This window comes from Clostridium arbusti SL206 (assembly GCF_000246895.1).
Classification (GTDB): Bacteria; Bacillota; Clostridia; order Clostridiales; family Clostridiaceae; genus Clostridium_I; species Clostridium_I arbusti.
Genome location: NZ_BAEV01000082.1, coordinates 1 through 18,274, shown reverse-complemented (window position 1 = coordinate 18,274; position 18,274 = coordinate 1). Strand labels below are relative to the sequence as shown.

The 18,274-nt window shown below is 30.1% G+C and carries 14 protein-coding genes, 3 tRNA genes and 1 other annotated feature; of the genes, 4 read left to right on the top strand and 13 right to left on the bottom strand.

Annotated elements, in window-relative coordinates; genetic code table 11:
- Positions 1 to 412 precede the first annotated feature (412 nt).
- From RH99_RS13615 to RH99_RS13610, 3 genes are all read right to left on the bottom strand, one after another.
- Positions 413 to 778, bottom strand: coding sequence for a GyrI-like domain-containing protein (locus tag RH99_RS13615; protein ID WP_010239206.1), 366 nt, complete (start codon positions 776 to 778; stop codon positions 413 to 415).
- A 556-nt stretch (positions 779 to 1,334) separates the two neighbouring features.
- Positions 1,335 to 1,457, bottom strand: coding sequence for a hypothetical protein (locus RH99_RS19020; RefSeq protein WP_158511956.1), 123 nt, complete (start codon positions 1,455 to 1,457; stop codon positions 1,335 to 1,337).
- Between the two features lie 394 nt (positions 1,458 to 1,851).
- Positions 1,852 to 2,739 (bottom strand): AraC family transcriptional regulator, encoded by an 888-nt coding sequence (locus tag RH99_RS13610; protein WP_010239203.1) that lies wholly within the window; start codon positions 2,737 to 2,739, stop codon positions 1,852 to 1,854.
- 217 nt (positions 2,740 to 2,956) lie between these two features.
- Between RH99_RS13610 and RH99_RS13605 the strand changes: the two genes are divergently transcribed.
- Positions 2,957 to 3,712: an SDR family NAD(P)-dependent oxidoreductase gene (locus RH99_RS13605; RefSeq protein WP_010239201.1), complete on the top strand. Its 756-nt coding sequence runs from the start codon at positions 2,957 to 2,959 to the stop codon at positions 3,710 to 3,712.
- Positions 3,713 to 3,957: 245 nt separating this feature from the next.
- Here the strand turns inward: RH99_RS13605 and RH99_RS13600 are convergent, their stop codons facing one another.
- The 4 genes from RH99_RS13600 to RH99_RS13585 all read right to left on the bottom strand — a co-directional run bounded on the left by RH99_RS13600 (position 3,958) and on the right by RH99_RS13585 (position 5,468).
- A complete protein-coding gene (locus RH99_RS13600) occupies positions 3,958 to 4,155 on the bottom strand; it encodes a hypothetical protein (RefSeq protein WP_010239199.1) in 198 nt (65 codons plus the stop codon).
- Positions 4,156 to 5,025: 870 nt separating this feature from the next.
- Positions 5,026 to 5,102, bottom strand: a tRNA-Arg gene (locus tag RH99_RS13595).
- Between the two features lie 152 nt (positions 5,103 to 5,254).
- Positions 5,255 to 5,345 (bottom strand) — tRNA-Ser (locus RH99_RS13590).
- Positions 5,346 to 5,377: 32 nt separating this feature from the next.
- Positions 5,378 to 5,468, bottom strand: a tRNA-Ser gene (locus RH99_RS13585).
- A 573-nt stretch (positions 5,469 to 6,041) separates the two neighbouring features.
- Here RH99_RS13585 and RH99_RS13580 point away from each other — a divergent pair.
- Genes RH99_RS13580 through RH99_RS13570 form a run of 3 tightly spaced genes read left to right on the top strand, consistent with a single transcriptional unit; the run spans position 6,042 to position 9,362 of the window.
- A complete protein-coding gene (locus RH99_RS13580; protein ID WP_010239196.1) occupies positions 6,042 to 6,722 on the top strand; it encodes an ABC transporter ATP-binding protein in 681 nt (226 codons plus the stop codon).
- Positions 6,712 to 8,049, top strand: a complete 1,338-nt coding sequence (locus RH99_RS13575; protein ID WP_010239194.1) for an ABC transporter permease — start codon at positions 6,712 to 6,714, stop codon at positions 8,047 to 8,049. Before RH99_RS13580 ends, RH99_RS13575 begins: the two co-directional genes overlap by 11 nt.
- Before the next feature lie 14 nt (positions 8,050 to 8,063).
- Positions 8,064 to 9,362, top strand: coding sequence for an ABC transporter permease (locus tag RH99_RS13570; RefSeq protein ID WP_010239192.1), 1,299 nt, complete (start codon positions 8,064 to 8,066; stop codon positions 9,360 to 9,362).
- A gap of 178 nt (positions 9,363 to 9,540) precedes the next feature.
- Here the strand turns inward: RH99_RS13570 and serS are convergent, their stop codons facing one another.
- The 6 genes from serS to RH99_RS13540 form a co-directional block, all read right to left on the bottom strand.
- Positions 9,541 to 10,821, bottom strand: a complete 1,281-nt coding sequence (gene serS / locus RH99_RS13565) for a serine--tRNA ligase (RefSeq protein ID WP_010239190.1) — start codon at positions 10,819 to 10,821, stop codon at positions 9,541 to 9,543.
- A 236-nt stretch (positions 10,822 to 11,057) separates the two neighbouring features.
- The gene (locus tag RH99_RS13560) at positions 11,058 to 12,299 is read right to left on the bottom strand and encodes a DUF1015 domain-containing protein (RefSeq protein WP_010239188.1); all 1,242 of its coding nucleotides are present in this window, start codon (positions 12,297 to 12,299) and stop codon (positions 11,058 to 11,060) included.
- A 17-nt stretch (positions 12,300 to 12,316) separates the two neighbouring features.
- Positions 12,317 to 13,234: a D-2-hydroxyacid dehydrogenase gene (locus RH99_RS13555; RefSeq protein WP_010239185.1), complete on the bottom strand. Its 918-nt coding sequence runs from the start codon at positions 13,232 to 13,234 to the stop codon at positions 12,317 to 12,319.
- 27 nt (positions 13,235 to 13,261) lie between these two features.
- Positions 13,262 to 14,335 carry a pyridoxal-phosphate-dependent aminotransferase family protein gene (locus RH99_RS13550; protein WP_010239181.1) on the bottom strand — a complete coding sequence of 358 codons (1,074 nt, stop codon included), beginning with the start codon at positions 14,333 to 14,335 and terminating at the stop codon, positions 13,262 to 13,264.
- 123 nt (positions 14,336 to 14,458) lie between these two features.
- Positions 14,459 to 14,657: a binding site (T-box leader), on the bottom strand.
- A gap of 78 nt (positions 14,658 to 14,735) precedes the next feature.
- Positions 14,736 to 15,602 carry a L,D-transpeptidase gene (locus RH99_RS18335; RefSeq protein ID WP_010239179.1) on the bottom strand — a complete coding sequence of 289 codons (867 nt, stop codon included), beginning with the start codon at positions 15,600 to 15,602 and terminating at the stop codon, positions 14,736 to 14,738.
- Between the two features lie 81 nt (positions 15,603 to 15,683).
- The gene (locus tag RH99_RS13540; RefSeq protein WP_373854724.1) at positions 15,684 to 18,080 is read right to left on the bottom strand and encodes a UPF0182 family protein; all 2,397 of its coding nucleotides are present in this window, start codon (positions 18,078 to 18,080) and stop codon (positions 15,684 to 15,686) included.
- Between the last annotated feature and the right edge of the window lie 194 nt (positions 18,081 to 18,274).

Here is an 18,274-nt window from a genome sequence, read left to right as displayed (position 1 = left end):
AATCTATAGCTATTATAGTTATAAATAATTAATATATAAATTGCAATTAAAATTATACATTAATAATAGTAAGTAGCTGAGTTCTAAACAAACTGGCAATTATATAATTTGTTAAATTTAGATAATTTATAGATATGTTCTCTGAATCAATAACAAATACTTTTGTATTAAATTAGAATATAGTTCTTGATCTGTATATATGATTACGATAAATACAATTTTATTTATTAAAGCAATCCCTAGTTTTTACTTTTAATATAATAATAGAAAAATATTATTTGCCAACAAAAGTGCCAACATATAATTTGTTTCTTATACTTCGTCTTGTAAGAAAAATATGAATTAAATCAATTACACATTATGCTCATTTTAATATGCATGTAAATTGGAATTTATTCAGCTGTTAAGAATTCTACTGCTTTTTCTTTACTGGAATCCAGATTTCACTTTCATAATCAGAAGAACTACAATCTCCGTTTGAGTACCACTCAATATTCATTCCAGTTGCAATCTCATAATCCGGATTACCTGGCAGCCACGCTTTAAAGATTTGAGTATTCACAGACTGCAATGATCCTGGCAATGGACCTGTACATTTGAATTTTGCCCATTCCAATGCAGAAATTTCAAATATTTTCATTCCTTCTGGTACACTGCTGCCATTATATGTTCCTGCAATCATATAAACTGCATCTGCCACTTCATCGGCACTGATATTTTCTAACAAATGTTTTTCCATATAATTGATTGCCAATTTTAAACTTCCTATCCATTCCATCAGTTTTACCTCTCAATAATATTCTATATCTATGAAATAACTTAATCCTGTCATTTTCTGTTTTCTATTGTCCACTTCAATTTCATTTTTATTATAAAATACTGTTCCATCATTATTATAATATCAGAGCACCTTTATACAATCACATACAATATAATATTCGTTTTAAATTTTTCTACAAATTACTATTTGTAAGTGTATTGTCGGCTAAGTAGGGAGGATTACTCCTCCTTTCTCGCCTAAGAACTGTACGTATCTCTTTCAAAACATACAGCTCGAGCATACTTGTTCCCCTTCGGTCAAGTTTTTGTTTTTGCTTTTTCTATTTTCAAAATATTCTTTCAAGTTAATGTTATAGGGTGTAGCCTTATGTCTAATCATGATATGTCTTCTTATTGGAGTCCATGACATTTTGATAGGTTGTACTTTTTCCTCATTTGAGGTAGCAGGTATCAAAACGCGGAAATTATACTCTAAAGATTTAAAAACCATAAAGTCCTTATTTTTTATACTCTACTAAGGCCTGCACCTAAATTATGAGTTGATAGTGCTTATATTATTCGGATTTTATATTTAAAGGTCTCAAACTATCAAGAGTTATGATATTTTTCTTATCGAAACTGTAATGGCCATATAGGTTTATATGTTCCCAATTCAAAGGTGAAACATGGCTTAACAAATCTTCATTAAGCTCATTTCTTTTTCTAAGATATTCAATAGACTGTATTCCAAACAGTTATTGCGTTCATTAAAATATTAAGCACACTTGCCCGTTGCTAGTACTACTTCACCTTTTAAATCCAATAAAAAAATACCCGGAACAGTATTGTTCCGGGCATTACCTTATTCAGCATTTTAATGAGCTTTCCCATTTGCTTTAGCTACTTCAGCCATTACCTGTTCTCCACGTTTGATTGCCTCTCTGACCATGGAACCAGTACATCGGACCACACAAAAGTGTCGGCCTCTTAGCGATCACATTGAAGATTGAGGATCGAAGAATAGTAATTTATGGTCGGCGAGAACTTAATCGTAGAGATTAGATTACTTTGATAGAAGCGACTGGCTAATCGCTAATCCCTCGCGCTTTCAATTCGTCTTAGCTTCTCAGTGTCCCTAGCTGGAGGTGCACCGAAGAAGCGGGAGTACTCTCGATTAAACTGTGAGGGACTCTGATAGCCAACTTGATATGCGGCACTGGCTACTGCATAGCCCTCAAATTCCATGAGGTTTCTGGCCTCCAAAAGCCTTAACTGCTTTTGAAATTGAATCGGGCTTAAACCCGTTGCCCGTTTAAACTGACGGTGAAAGGTATTTATAGCCATACCAGCTTTTGATGCGATCTCCCCGATGTCAATTGGCTTCGTATAGTTATCACGAAGCCATTTTACAGTCTGAGAAATCTTAGAAAAATTACTTTCTCTCAATCCAAGTTGCCTCAGATACCATCCTTGCGATCCCATCAGAACGCGATAAAGGATTTCGCGTTCATAAGCCGGTGCAAGTGCTGGAATATCTCTTGGAGTTTTTGTTAATCGCAATAACCGCAGCCATGCCTCCATGAGTTCGATGTCTATTTCACAAGCTGCGAAATGCTCAGAAGCAGTTGGTATTAGATCTTCAGGAAGATCTCTTAGCAAACTCTGAAGAACATTCTGATTTAACTCAAGACCGAGGGACATGTAAGGACGGCCATCACGGCCTGGATGTACACTCGCCGTTGCAGGAACATGTACCGGTAACACGTAATATGAAGGCCCTTTCATGGCAGTACTGCGTTCCCCAATTAAAAGAATCTTTGTTCCTTGAATCGTAAAACCAATCATCGGCTTGTAGAGCGCTGCGAGCTGATGTGTTGGAATGTCTCCCTTAATCATGCTTAGCCCAGGTACTCCGGTTTCGATTGGTCGAGTGCCTGCTCTTTTCATTAGATCGATAATTTCATCTAAAACTTTATTCATACACATATTCTATCACATGACTTCCTATTTTCCAACACAATTCCGAACTCCATGGCATTTTTAGGCTCTTTTAAAGATAAATACATGGGATAATTCGAGTGGTTTTAGGCACTAGTGGTGCTTTTAGGCAATAAAATGGCACCATTGGATCTAGTTTATTCCAGCATAAACGGCTAAAATAGAATCAAAATTGAACAACAAAAACAAGGAGGATCTTATGAAAATCGCAATCGTAACAGGTGGAAGTAATGGCATTGGAAAAGCAACCGCGCTTGAGCTTGGCAAACGCGGAATTAGCGTCATTCTCACATACAATTCCTATAAAGATAGAGCAGAAGCTATTGTTAAGGAAATTGAGAAGAATAAGGGAGTTCGGGCTGTAGCACTGAAGTTGGATCTGACTCAAAGATCAACATTCGAAGGTTTCGTTCAGGAAGTGAAAAAGAACCTCAAAGAAGTTTGGAACAGAACGACTTTTGATTACTTGGTCAATAATGGCGGTGTCGGTGGGCCAATGATGTTCATTGAGATGAGCGAAGAGTACTTCGACAAGATTCTTAATACGAACTTCAAAGGACCCGTTTTCTTAACACAACACCTCGTCCGATTCATGGAGGATGCTGGAGCCATTGTAAATACCTCGAGCACATCCAAGAACCAATCATTTCCAGGTTACTCTGCCTACGGCTCGTTAAAAGCAGCGTTGTCATCTTGGACTCGCTACGTCGCCAAAGAACTTGCACCGCGCAAAATTCGGATCAACGCAGTTTCTCCTGGTCCTACTCACAGCAATTTTGGCGATGGAGTATTCGATAAACATCCTGAATTCATCAAGCCGCTGGCTGAGCAATCTGTATTCGGCAGAATGGGCCAACCCGAAGATATTGCCAAGGTCATTGTGAACTTATTGTCCGATGATTTCGGCTGGGTCACAGCCCAGGACATTGAAGTGTCTGGCGGACACTTGCTTTAAGAAGGGGTAATACGAGCTGCTGTGTCATGTACTGAAAAGCATATACCACATAAAGTCAATTTCTAAGTATAGTAGCTATATGTATAAAAATAGGCCACATGATGGAATTAATATCCTGATGTGGCCTTACCCCATCCTCATAAGAGAAAAATGATTATTTCATTCACTTTCTCTATAAGAATATTAATTATACTAATTACAATTTACACAACAATCTAAAGTTAATTTTTATAGTTAGTTTATAATTAATTACCAACAGTTGTTTCATCCAAATCTACTTTTTCTAATTCAGATTCTTCTATTTGGACATCAGCTTTTTGTGAAATTTTTTTTAGTACTTGTTTAATTTCTCTATTAAGTTCTTTTATATATTCACCACATACATCAATATACAGGCCACTTTTTATGTATGAGTTTCCCATTCCTAGTTCAGGCTCATCCAATATATAGACATCACTTTCTTCTTTTAAAAGTTTCTGTAAAAGTAATATTCCTCTTTCTCCATTAGAAGGATTATACTCTTCACCATCATTAGCAACTATACTTTTAGATAACCCTAGGAAACAATCAATAGTTTCTATTCCCTCATCGATAATTAATTGATTAAATTCTTTTACTGATTTTATGAGATCATCACAATGATACTGATCCCTTAAATTATGAATTTTCTTTCTAATTTCTTTTAGCTTAGTAATTCCTTTACCAAATTCATTAGTTTTAGATTTATTTAGTAGTTAGCATCCGATTTTTTTGAATATAAATTTCTCCTTTTTCATCTAATTCACCAATCAAAACATATTCATTATTTTTTTAGAAGACATACAGAATAGACAACAAGAAAATAAAGATTATTTTAAAGGAAGTTATTATAAAAAGAGTTATGTTGTTGCAAAAAATGATGGAACTCCTTATTATCCTGGATATATTTCTCGTAATTTCAATAGATTACTAAGAAAATATAAACATAAATGCAAAAATCCTGAAACTGGAGAAATTGAAGAAAAGTCTTTATATGAAAAACTCAACATACCGCCAATAAAATTTCATGATCTAAGGCATACTCATGCCACACTATTATTACAATCTAAAATTACTCCTAAAGCCATAGCTGAACATCTTGGAGATACAGTAGCAACTGTATGCTCATATATTGCCAGATATTCAAAAATAAGCTACTGAAAAAACAAATAATATTTTTCAAGATTAATTTTTTCACCCTCGTTTGCCAACAAAGTGCCAACTTTTTAACTTTGACAACAAATTTTAAAAATAATAAAAACCTTGTGAAGTATTGATATCACAAGGTTTTATCATGGTGCGTCAGAAGGGATTCGAACCCCCGGCCAACTGGTTCGTAGCCAGCTACTCTATCCAACTGAGCTACTAACGCACATTATTATTAACATAACAGATTTTATCACATTATATAAAAAAATGCAAATCAAGTTACGATACATCCTAAAATAAATAATTTTTAGTAAATACCATATAGATAAATCACTAAAAAATAATAAAACACCTAACAATAGTCAGATGTCTTACTGGCGGAGAAAGAGGGATTTGAACCCTCGCGACGGTTACCCGCCCTACGCCCTTAGCAGGGGCGCCTCTTCAGCCACTTGAGTATTTCTCCATGTGCCCTCAAAATAATTTTTTAAATTAAAATGGCGGAAAGATAGGGATTCGAACCCTAGGTACGATCACTCGCACGCCGGTTTTCAAGACCGGTGCCTTAAACCAACTCGACCATCTTTCCACGTCTCACAACATGTATTATTATATCAGTTCATATATATGATGTCAACACTTTTTTTATGATTATTTATATTTCATAAATTATAAAATATAAAATACATTCTTATGATAAATTTTCTTACCTAAATTTAAATATAAAACAATAAAAATCTATGGGATTTTATTATTTATTATCGTCTGTATAATTGAGTGACTTAAAATCTTATAACTTACAATTACAAATTTGTAAGATTAATTTTATAATTGTAAGTTATAAATCATGTAATTTAAAATGTATACTCTATATAATAATTTTAAGTATTATATTATTATGATTCTATTTTATCCAATGAATAGTCACTTGTTAATTCATATAATTTATTATAACTTATATATCTAAATTATCTTATCTAAACCTTTATAGTATACATTTCTAAAATAAACTTTCAACTGAATATCATTGACATAATTATTACTATAGTGTACTATTTTAATATAACACAATAACATGCTTATTTAAGATAAGTTATTAATATTTTATCTATTACAAGTAATTAAATATAATAATATTTTAAAAATTTAGGAGGTATAAATTATGATAGAAGTAAACAATGTTTCAAAAACTTATAAAATGGGAAAGGAATTGGTTACTGCATTAAATGATGTTAGTGTTAAAATAAATGATGGCGAATTTGTAGCAATAGTTGGTCCTTCTGGTTCTGGAAAATCAACACTTATGCATCTAGTAGGTGGTCTCGATACTCCCACTTCTGGAAGTATTTGCGTGGATGGTAAGGATATAAGTAAACTAAAAGACAAACAAATGTCTAAATATAGGAATGAAACCATAGGTTTTGTCTTCCAAGCCTTTAATCTGGAAAATACTCAAACAGCACTTGAAAATGTAATGATGCCTTTGATATTTGCTGGAGTGAATGGAAAAGAACGAAAAGTTAAAGCTAAAAAAGCACTTGAAATGGTAGGTCTAGCAGATAAGATCAAACATAGACCAAGTGAAATGTCTGGTGGGCAAAGACAAAGAGTAAGTATCGCAAGAGCTCTTGTTAATGAACCTCAAATAATATTTGCTGATGAACCTACTGGAAATCTTGATTCTAAAAATGGTGAACTTATAATGAAACTTTTGAACGATTTAAATCAAAAAGGATATACAATAATTATGGTTACACATAATATGGATGAAGCTAGAAACTCAAAGAGAATAATAAAAATAAAAGACGGACAAGTTCAGGAGGTATCAAAGGATGAAATTTAAAGACAATTTAAGATTAGCATCAAGAGACCTCAGTAGAAGAAAATTAAGAACCTTTCTTACTTCACTAGCTATTGCTGTTGGTATTATGCTTATAATTACCCTAGTAAGTCTTGGAACATCTGGTGAGAATCTAATCTTAAGTAAATTTGAAAATAATGATTCATTAAAACAGGTAAGTGTAATGCCTATAAAATATTACGATGATGAAAATACTGATTACTCAGATTTTGATATGAGTTCAATGTCTAAAAAAATTGATAATAACTCGGTAAAAAAATTCTCTAATATAAATGGAGTAACTGCAATAAATGCAAGTATAAGTACAAATGTGGATAATATTAAAATAGATAATAATGAAAACAAAAATCCTACTACATTAATAGCTGCGTATAACAATAATAGTTTTTTCAATGATAGTACAATTGAATCAGTTAGAAAAAATAATAATAATAATAAATTAGAACCTATTATTGAAGGAAGAAATTTAAATAGTTTAGATACAAATTCAATAATCATAGGTAAAAATTATCTTAATTCCATGGGAATAAAAGATTACAAAAGTGTTGTGGGCAAAGAAATAATAATTACTGAGAACAAAACAGAAAACCCCAACATAGTTTTGCCAGCACTTCAAATCAAAGCAAAAATAATTGGAATAATAGGTGATAAATTTGAAGATAAAAGTTTTCAAAATAAAAATACAATAGTTTCATCTCTAGACTTAGCAGATAAATTTAAAAGTTACTTCACTTTTCAAGAAAACTATATAGATAATTCGGGATATGATAGTGCTACTTTATATGTTAAAGATATGAATGATGTATCAAATATATCATCTTCAGTAAAAAATATAGGATATTATTCCTTTAGTTATCAGAAGATAATAGAACAAATTAAAGGATCTTTTAAAATAATAAAAGTTATACTTGCAGTTTTAGGATTAATTGTATTGTTTGTTGCAGCCGTAGGTACAATAAATACTATGATAATGGTTATATATGAAAGAACTAAATCCATAGGAATTATGAAATCCATAGGTGCAAACAGAAACAATATTCACAGTATATTCTTAATGCAATCAGCTATAATAGGATTTATCGGAGGTATAATGGGGCTAATCTTTAGTACCATTAATATAAATATAATTCAATTAGCACTAAGGCTATTTTTACAAAGTAAGAATATAAAAGAAACAATTAATTTTGTTATGCCTTCTTGGCTTGTTTTAGGATCTCTTGCATTCTCAGTCTTGATATCAGTAATCGCAGGTATTTATCCATCAAGAAAAGCATCAAAAATGGATCCTGTAGAAGCATTAAATTCATAAGGAAGGTGATTTATATGAAATTGATTGATTGTTTAAAAATGGCTTTTAGTGACCTTAATAAAAGAAAATTACGTACTTCTCTTACCTGTTTTGGCATAGCAATTGGTACTCTTCTTGTAATAATAATGGGAGGTCTTGGACAAGGTATTCAAACAATAAGTAATGATCAAATAAGGCAAGTAGATTCTTTTAGAACAATATCTATAAATAATTCTGGAAATGATACTAAAATCAAAAAAATAGATATTGATAATCTTAATAAAATGAAAAATATAAATGGAGTTTCACAGGTTACAGCATCAATAGATACAATTGCTACAGAAATTACTCTACAAGATAAAACAGCTAAAAAAGTTGATATAAATGGTAACAATTTGAGTTTCTCAATATTTACTGATGGAGAAAAAAATCAAATTAAAGCGGATAAAAAAAAGGTCAAAAAATATGGTTCTGATCCCATTATTGCCGGAGAAATATTACAACAAAATAATAAAGATTCTATACTTATAGGACAAGGCTTATTAGATAAAATAGGAATAAAAGATTATAAAAGCGTTATTGGAAATGTCATAGAGATAAAGATCTCTTTTCCTAAAATAGAAGGGGTACCACAGAAAAGTCCTCTTATAATAAAATCAAAGGTAGCTGGAGTTGTAAATAAAGCCTTTACAAGTGGAAAAAACATTATTACTACTTCAGATGAATTATCTGCAACTATCCAAGATTACTACATGAATGAGACAGATTATATAAATAAAAAAGGTTATACTAATGCACAAATTGAATCTAAATCTATGGAGGATGTTTCAAAAATAAATGATTCTATTAAGAAACTAGGCTATACAACTCAATCAAGTATTTCTCAAGTAAATCAAATGAATACTATGATGACAATAGTTAAAGCACTTCTTACTGCTGCGGGAGTAATAGTTCTTTTAGTTGCTTCCATAGGTGTTATTAACACCATGTCCATGGCTGTACATGAAAAGACTAAATCTATAGGAATAATGAAAGCACAAGGAGCATCAAGGAAGAATATAAGAAGAATGTTTGTAGTACAATCTGGAAGTCTTGGTTTTGTTGGTGCTGCCATTGGTACTATAGTAGCCTTAATAATCGGAACTATTATAAATAAAATACTTATAGCAAATAAAATAGGTGGGATCGAACAAGGTATGAAAATGGTGGATATAAAAGTATCAACTGTAATATTCACAATTGTATTCACAATCATAGTTGCTATGATTGCAGGCATTATACCAGCTAGAAAGGCAGCAAAATTAAATCCTGTAGATTCTTTGAGATTTGAATAATAAAAACAAATAAATATAAAATAAAAAGTTATAAGTAAGGTTTTTTAATAATAATTGCCCTTACTTATAACTTTTATCTATACAAAAATCTAGCTATTTTATAAAATAAACCATATATATTCTTAAGCTTAATAAGTTATAATAAGTTAATGTATAATTTTAACTATAGCTTATTTTATTATTTTATTAAATCTTTTCCACCCATATATGGTCTTAAAATTTCTGGTATAGTTACAGTTCCATCTTGATTTTGATAATTTTCAAGTACTGCAGCTACAGTTCTACCAACAGCAACTCCAGAACCATTAATAGTATGAACAAATTGAGGTTTAGATTTAGTATCCTCTTTGTATCTTATATTGGCACGTCTTGCTTGAAAATCTTCAAAATTACTACAACTTGATATCTCCACATATCTATTATAACTTGGCATCCAAACTTCAATATCATATTTTATTGCAGCAGTAAATCCTAAGTCACCTTTACATATCCTAACTACTCTATAAGGAAGACCTAAAAGTTGAAGAACTTCCTCTGCATCTGCTGTAAGTTTATCAAGTTCTCTATAGGACTCCTCAGGTTTTGCAAACTTAACAAGTTCTACCTTATTAAATTGATGCTGACGAACTAATCCCCTAGTATCTCTACCAGCAGAACCTGCTTCTGATCTAAAACATGCACTATATGCCGCAAACTTTATAGGTAAATCCTCACCCTTTAAAACCTCATCCCTAAAAAGGTTAGTAACAGGAACTTCTGCTGTAGGAATCAAGAAAAAGCCATTATTTTCAACTTTAAATGCATCCTCTTCAAATTTAGGTAACTGTCCAGTTCCAGTCATACTATCTCTATTAACCATGTATGGTGGTAATATTTCTGTATAACCGTGCTTTTCAACATGAGTATCTAAAAAATAACTTATAATAGATCTTTCTAATCTAGCACCAAGGCCCTTATAAAATGTAAATCTTGAACCAGTTACTTTTCCAGCTCTTTCAAAATCTAATATATTAAGGTCTTTTCCAATATCCCAGTGTGCTTTAGATTCAAAATCAAACTTTCTTGGTTCACCCCATTTTCTTATTTCCACATTATCTTCATCCGACTTACCTTCTGGTACACTGTCATGTGGTATATTGGGTATTCTCATCATTATATATTCTATTTCTTCATCTACTTTTACTACTTCTGCATCCAAAGACTTTACTTCTTCAGAAAGCTTTTTCATATCAGCCATTATATTATCTGCATTTTCACCAGCTCTTTTTAACTTTGCAATTTCTGCTGATTCCTTATTTCTCTTATTCTTTAAATTTTCAACCTCAACAAGAATTTTTCTTCTCTTTTCATCTAATTCAACTACTTTATCAATATTACCTAAATCAAAATCTTCACCTCTATTAGTAAGTAATCTTTTGATTTCATCTGGATTTGTTCTTATTCTTTTTAAATCTAACATAATGATACTATAAAACTTAATCTTTAAGTTTTATAGAATTCCTCCTTTCAATTCAGGTTATTATATAAAAATTTTATATTCAAATATTAAAACTAAAATTTAATTATCCATTATTATATTATCTACAATATTTTAGCTCACCATGTTAGTTTATCATTTATAGGTTAAAAATTCAATTAAATTGCCTATTCAAAGCCACTAATCACAGTATTACAAAGCTTTTGTGAAATACAAAACTAATCTAATGTGTGTATAAACAATCCACTTCTTATCTTAGGTTCAAACCAAGTTGACTTAGGTGGCATAACTTTTCCTTCGTCGGCAATCCTCATAAGTTCTTCTATAGTAGTAGGGTACATGGAAAATGCAATTTTCATATCTTTTCCAACCCTTTCCACTAAACCATTAAGCCCACGTATACCACCTACAAAATCAACTCTTTTATCTTTCCTTGGATCATCTACCCCTAGTATAGGTGCTAGTAAATTATTTTGAAGAATGGATACATCTAATGATTCTACAGCATCCTCTTTATTAAAAGTATTATCTTTCGCTTTTAATTTATACCATTGTTTTTCTACATACATACCGAAAGTATGTGTTTCACTAGGTTTAAATGGTTTTGAAATTTTCAATTTTTCAACATGAAAATTTTTAGATATATTGTTTATTAATTCTTCAATAGTAAATCCATTTAAATCTTTAACTACTCTATTATAATCAAAAATCTTTAATTCTTCATCAGGATATAAAACTGAAAGAAAATAATCAGATTCTCTACTTTTATTATTTAGATTTTCTTTTCGTCTATTGATCCCAACTTTAACCGCAGCTGCTGCTCTATGATGACCATCTGCTATATATAAAGAGTCTACATTTTCAAACATAAGAGTTAATCTTCCTACGATATCATCATCTTCTATAACCCATACTATATGAGTAATTCCATCCCCTGTAGCAAAATTATATGATGGTATTTTTTTTGTTTCATTTTCAATTACATTGCTTATATCTGTATTCTTTTTATAGGTTAAAAATATAGGTCCTGTATTTGCATTGCATATATCTACATGATTTATTCTATCCTTTTCCTTATCCGCTCTTGTGTGCTCATGCCTTTTTATAACTCCATTAATATAATCATCTATAGCGGTACAGCATACAAGTCCTGTTTGACTTCTACCACTCATTATCTGTCTATAAATATATAGATTTGGCTTTTCATCCTTTAGAAGTACACCTTTATCTATAAAGTTATCCAGATTATTTTTTGCCTTTTCATATACCCTAGAATCATAAGGATCTATATCATATTGAAAATCTATTTCTGCTCTATCAACATAGAGAAAAGAATAAGGGTTTCCTTCTACCATACCTTTAGCTTCTTCATAATTCATAACATCATAAGGAAGAGCAGCTACCTTTTCAACTAGTTTACTATCTGGTCGTAATGCATTAAATGCTTTAATTCTGGCCACCTTAACTCCTCCTAAAATTAATTCTTTTTATTAAAAAATTCATCTACTATATTAATAATTTCCTCTCCAATTCTACCCTGTGCCTCAACTGTAGCTGCCCCTATATGTGGAGTTAAAGATATTTTAGGATTGTTTATTATTAATTCATTAGTTGGAGGCTCTTTTTCGAAAACATCTAATGCTGCTCCAGCTATCTTACCATTATCTATAGCTTTAATTAATGCTTTTTCATCAATAACTCCTCCTCTAGCACAGTTTATTATATATACACCATCTTTCATAATTTCAAATTCCTTTTCCCTTATAACATAAGGTTCCCCTTTTTTATAAGGAATATGAAGTGATATAAAATCCGCCTTACTTAGAACATCTTCTTTAGTTGTACAAACAGATTTACCATGATCATTTGTTGTACATATATCATAATATATAACCTTCATACCAAAAGCTTCAGCTCTTTTTGCTACCTCTCTAGCAATTCTTCCAAATCCAATTAATCCTAATGTCTTTCCATATAATTCAGTCCCTTGATACTTTTTCTTCTCCCATTTACCTTCTCTCATTGTAACGTTAGATAAATGTATTTTTCTTGAGATTGCTAACATATGGCCAAAAGTCATTTCCGCAACTGATATACTACTTGCATTAGGAGTATTGTTAACTTGTATTCCATTTTCTAATGCATAAGCTGCATCTATATTATCAATTCCAACTCCGCCTCTTATAACAAGCTTTAATTTTCCAGTACTAGCTGCCATATCTATTAGATCTTTCCTAACTTTAGTAGCAGATCTAACTACTAAACAATCTATATTTTTTATTTCTTTTAAAAGATCATCACCTTCAAGATGATCTTTTAAAACTTCGTACCCTTTTTCTACTAAAGCATCTATAGCCACTTTTTCCATTCCATCATTAGCCAATATTCTTATCATAAATTTCGCCCCCAAAAATTTATTAATTTATTGTAACTTCAGTATGTCATTTATATTTTCTATAAGATCTTTTATATCATCTAGAGAACATTCTGCCATATGAGCAATTCTAAAAGTTTTATCTTTTATTTTTCCATATCCATTTGCAAGAGTTAGGCCACGTTCTCCAAGTGCTTTATTTAAATCAGCTATACTAATTCCTCTTGTGTTTTTTATTACAGTAACAGTATTTGAAAGATGTTTTTTATCCCCGAATATATCAAAATACTTTTCTGCCCAGGCTCTTACATACTCTGCCATTTCTATATGTCTTTTAAATCTATTATCCATTCCTTCTTCTAACATCTTATCAAGTGCATAGTCTAATGCATACATATGAGAAATTGATGGTGTAGATGGATATTGATAATTTCTCTTTATAATAGCTTCATGCAATTTTAAAAGATCGAAATAGAAACCTCTATTCTCAACTTGCTTTGCTCTATCTATTGCCTTAGTTGAAAATGAACATACAGCTATTCCCGGAGGTAATCCTAATGCTTTTTGAGATGATGTTACACAAATATCAACACCTAGTTTATCCACATCAATTCTTGTACCTGCCATAGAACTTACAGTATCTAAACACCAAACTACATCTGGATACTTTTTAACTACTTCTGCAATCTTTTCCACCGGGTTCATTATTCCTGTGGAAGTTTCATTATGAGTGATAGTAATTAAGTCGTACTTTCCTGTCTTTAAAACTTCATCTACAAATTCAGGCTTTAATACCTCTCCCCATTCAAATTCATATAAATCAGCTGGTACACCATTACACTTGGCAATCTCATACCACTTTTTCCCGAAGGCTCCTATTGAAAATATAGCTGCTCTTTTTTTTGTACAAGATCTAACTGCACCTTCCATTAATCCACTTCCAGATGATGTTGAAAGTAATATTTCCTCTTTAGTATTAAATACTATTTTTAATTTATCACTTATACTTTTTTGAAGCTCTGATGCTTCTTTACCTCTATGGCCAATCATTGGTGTTGCCATTTTTAAAAGTACATCTTCACTTACCTCTACAGGTCCTGGAATAAATAATTTTTTATGCATATTTTATTGCCCCCTTAATAAATTAAATAGATCTTTATAATATTACCCCAAATATTATATATTTTTACTATTATTAGAATAGAATTTTTATTTTCCGGAAAATAAAAAGAGCCTCTCGTCCAAATAAGGGACGAAAGGCTCCGCGTTGCCACCCTAGTTGATCAAAAAAATTGATCCTCTTAATTAAAATAACGGTTATTAACACCGTATTGCTCATCGCAATCCCTCTGAGGTGGATTCACAAAATGATAATTATCGATTTACACCAGCCATCGACTCTCTATAAATTTCATTAAGTTACTATTCTCTTCATAGGTTTTATAAATTATTATCATTATATGCTCACAAAAATAGTATGTCAACAACAATTTTGTTAATTGATTATAAAACTAAAGATATTTTAGTAGTGTATATATACCTCAGTATCTTTTGAAGTATTATTATATATCCACTTTGCATCATCCATAGCCACTCTAATACATCCATGAGATGCTGGATTTCCAAGTTTACTTTTTTCTACTTTATTTTCTTCCTGTTCTATTCTATTATTATGCTGAATCTGGTTAATTGGTACTGAATGTATTAAATAATTTGAAAAAAATTGTACTGGATACATTACAGTTTCTTTAGTACCATCACCATCATTCACTGTAAACCCATTTGGATACGAAAGCTTAGTTTTTATCTTAAAAATTCCACTAGGGGTTTCAGTATCAGAATTACCCAAAATTCCAGTTGAACACATAATATTTTTTCTTATGTTCTTTCCATTTTCGTATATATTTATATTTTGTTTCGTTAAGTTTACATCTATTACATACCTAGTTACATTAAAAATCATAGGTTTTAAATCATTATCACTTTTCCTTATCCAACCCTTGTCTCCAGAATTATTTTCACAATAAATATATCCATTTTCTTCTTTGTATGCTACAATTTCGTCATTATTGTCCAAACATCTTATTAAGCTATTTTCATCCCCTATTTTCTTATACATCTTTACTCCATCATGACTTATATAATATGTTTTTTTAAAACAGTCATTAAGAGAAAATACGGCTATACTGTCTTTTAATTTATTCTGCATATCTTTTTTAAGTGTATCTTTAATAGCATTTTCATCTATAACTTTTACAGATGTTTCTATTGCTTTATCTTGATTTGGTACTGATGCAAAGAAAAATGATGGTATAATTATAAAAATTGAAGTCATAATTGTACATATTAAACATGATAATATAAACCTACCAAGGCATTTTAACCTCATAATACTTTCTCCTATACTATAATATATTTAACATTATTACCCATTGGATAATTTTTAAACATATTTAGTATAGATACATTTTTATTTCGATATATTTTCTAAAGTATTACCTAATTCTTTAATGTACTCACCATATTTATTCCAATCTCCATTTTTTTGTGCTTCTATGGCCTTATCATAAATATCTTTAGCTTGCTTTAATCTTTCATCATTATTTGATATAGATTGTATATTATTTGAAGTTTCTCCAGTAGAATTATTAAATAACTTCTTTAACGCACTCTCCATATCTGGAGCCATGATAAAGTCTTCTCCTGAAGACAGTATAACTCTTTTTACTTCTGGAATACTATTTTTACCCTGTGCTCTTAAATATAGAGGCTCCACATATAAAAGTGAATTATTTATAGGTATAATTGAAGTATCGACAAATTGAACTTGTGATCCTTGAGTATTCCAAAGTGCTATCTCTTTAGATATGTCTGGATTCTGATTAATCTTTTGTTTAAACAAATAAGGACTATATATAGTCTTTTCTGTAGGAAGCCTATACATAACTAATTTTCCGTAATTATCGCCATCCATTCTTGCTGCAAATATTCCAACCATATTTTCTTTGTTTTTCATATTAAAATATTCAGTTAAAACTGCTTCCTCTTTCTTTTCACCTGGAAGTTTCATAATAATATATGAAGATTCATTTGTACTTTTTTTACCTTCTATATTCTTTTGATTTTCAGATATCGACCACAAATCTTCTCCATTATAAAAAACATTAGGATCTGTCACATGATATTTTCCAAGTATATTGCACTGCATATTAAACAAATCCTCTGGATATCTAAAGTGCTCTCTTATTCCCTTAGGTGCACTATTTATATCTTTAAATAGACCTTTAAAAATTTTGTTATAACTATTAGCAATTGGATCACTTTTGTCTATTTGATAGAAATTAATATCACCATTAAATGCATCTATTACTACCTTAACAGAATTTCTTATATAATTTATGTGATTTATTGGCTCAGAAAAAGGATATCTATTGGATGTTGTATAAGCATCTATTACCCAATATATTCTACCATTATAAACTACTGCATAGGGATCATTATCATAGGTCAAAAAAGGAGCTATTTTTTTAACTCTGTTTAATATATTTCTATTGATTATAATTTTACTGTTACTATTTATAGAATTTGATACAATAAAATTAAAATTTCTTTTATTAATTGCAAATAAAATTCTATTAATAAAATTAGCTTTTATACCAGCTTTCCCATTGTAATTATAATTTTTATCCATACTTTCTTCAGGATAATCAAATTCACCTAGTTTAGTATTAACAATAGCATAATCATCTGTACTTTCACCAAAGTAGATTCTAGGATTGTCTAAAACAATACCTGATTTATTATTTGTAGGTATATCTTTCATAAGAAATTCAGGTTGCCCTTCACTAGTAATTGAATTCACTTTACTCATAACCATTCCATAGCCATGAGTATAACTAAGGTGCTTGTTTTGCCATGTTTCTGCATTACCAACTAATGAGTTTTGTTCTATTTCTCTTGGCGCTAGAAATACTTCTGTCTGCTTTCCATCTATATTGTACCTGTCTACATCTACATCATTAAAATTATAATAATATCTGTATACTTGTACTTGATTGTAAAATTCTAATGACTGTGTAAATGAATTCAACTTTATATTATTTATTGTATCTTGATTATTATTTATATCTTCTTGTAACAATTTATCCTTAACATCATAAGATTTTACATCAACTTTATCTAAGTTAAATGCTTTCTTAGTAAAATCCATGCTATATTTTATATATTTATTTTCTAGAATTTTTTCATTAGATTTTACAAATACATTCTGAAATACAAAGGATATTGCATTTTCAGAGATAACCAGTAAAATTATTAAACAAACCGAAATAATTATTGGCTTCACTTTTGTTCTTAATATACTTACAAAGGCAACAAACGAAGAAATTAAACAAACTATAGAAATCAATATAAAGAATATTAATGAAATATGTATGTCTGTATAACTAGCCCCAAATGAAATACCTCTTGAACTATACACTAAATTTAAAGACTTTATAATATATCCTAAAGATAGCATAAAGAAAATCAAAGCTAAAATTATTGCCAGTTGTCTTCCTGCAAATTTAGTTATACCACTTCTTATGTAACTAAATTTAGAAACTCCTTTTTTTCCATAAGTATACTTATCTCTAGTAAACAGAACAAAATAAGTCACCAATGTAATAATAACTAAAAATATAAGTATAAGCATAATAAGCCTATATAATGATTGTATTAAAGGTAACTTAAAAACATAGAAAGATATATCAATATTAAAAATTGGATCTTTTTCATTAAAACTTGAAGAGCTTTGAAATTGTAATATTGTATACCAATACCTACATGACATATAAAACGAAACCATAAATGATATTATAAAATTAATTATTATAAATATTATTTTCTCTATTTTACTTCTCTTAGCATTAACCTCTTGTACCTTTTTTATATATTATAAAACTCTTTCTAATACCTTTATAGTATAGGTAAATAATAAAATAACATATAATAAATATTGGAATCATTAATTTTAATATAGCTAATAGTTTTGTAAAGTATATAGATAAATATACTACGTGT

What these genes read in the sequence shown, in the direction of transcription:
- RH99_RS13575 (WP_010239194.1), top strand. Translation starts at nt 6,712, where the DNA reads ATGAAATTTAAAGACAATTTAAGATTAGCATCAAGAGACCTCAGTAGA.
- RH99_RS13550 (WP_010239181.1), bottom strand. Translation starts at nt 14,335, where the DNA reads ATGCATAAAAAATTATTTATTCCAGGACCTGTAGAGGTAAGTGAAGAT.
- RH99_RS18335 (WP_010239179.1), bottom strand. Translation starts at nt 15,602, where the DNA reads ATGAGGTTAAAATGCCTTGGTAGGTTTATATTATCATGTTTAATATGT.
- RH99_RS13615 (WP_010239206.1), bottom strand. Translation starts at nt 778, where the DNA reads ATGGAATGGATAGGAAGTTTAAAATTGGCAATCAATTATATGGAAAAA.
- RH99_RS13570 (WP_010239192.1), top strand. Translation starts at nt 8,064, where the DNA reads ATGAAATTGATTGATTGTTTAAAAATGGCTTTTAGTGACCTTAATAAA.
- serS (WP_010239190.1), bottom strand. Translation starts at nt 10,821, where the DNA reads ATGTTAGATTTAAAAAGAATAAGAACAAATCCAGATGAAATCAAAAGA.
- RH99_RS13605 (WP_010239201.1), top strand. Translation starts at nt 2,957, where the DNA reads ATGAAAATCGCAATCGTAACAGGTGGAAGTAATGGCATTGGAAAAGCA.
- RH99_RS13555 (WP_010239185.1), bottom strand. Translation starts at nt 13,234, where the DNA reads ATGATAAGAATATTGGCTAATGATGGAATGGAAAAAGTGGCTATAGAT.
- RH99_RS13580 (WP_010239196.1), top strand. Translation starts at nt 6,042, where the DNA reads ATGATAGAAGTAAACAATGTTTCAAAAACTTATAAAATGGGAAAGGAA.
- RH99_RS13610 (WP_010239203.1), bottom strand. Translation starts at nt 2,739, where the DNA reads ATGAATAAAGTTTTAGATGAAATTATCGATCTAATGAAAAGAGCAGGC.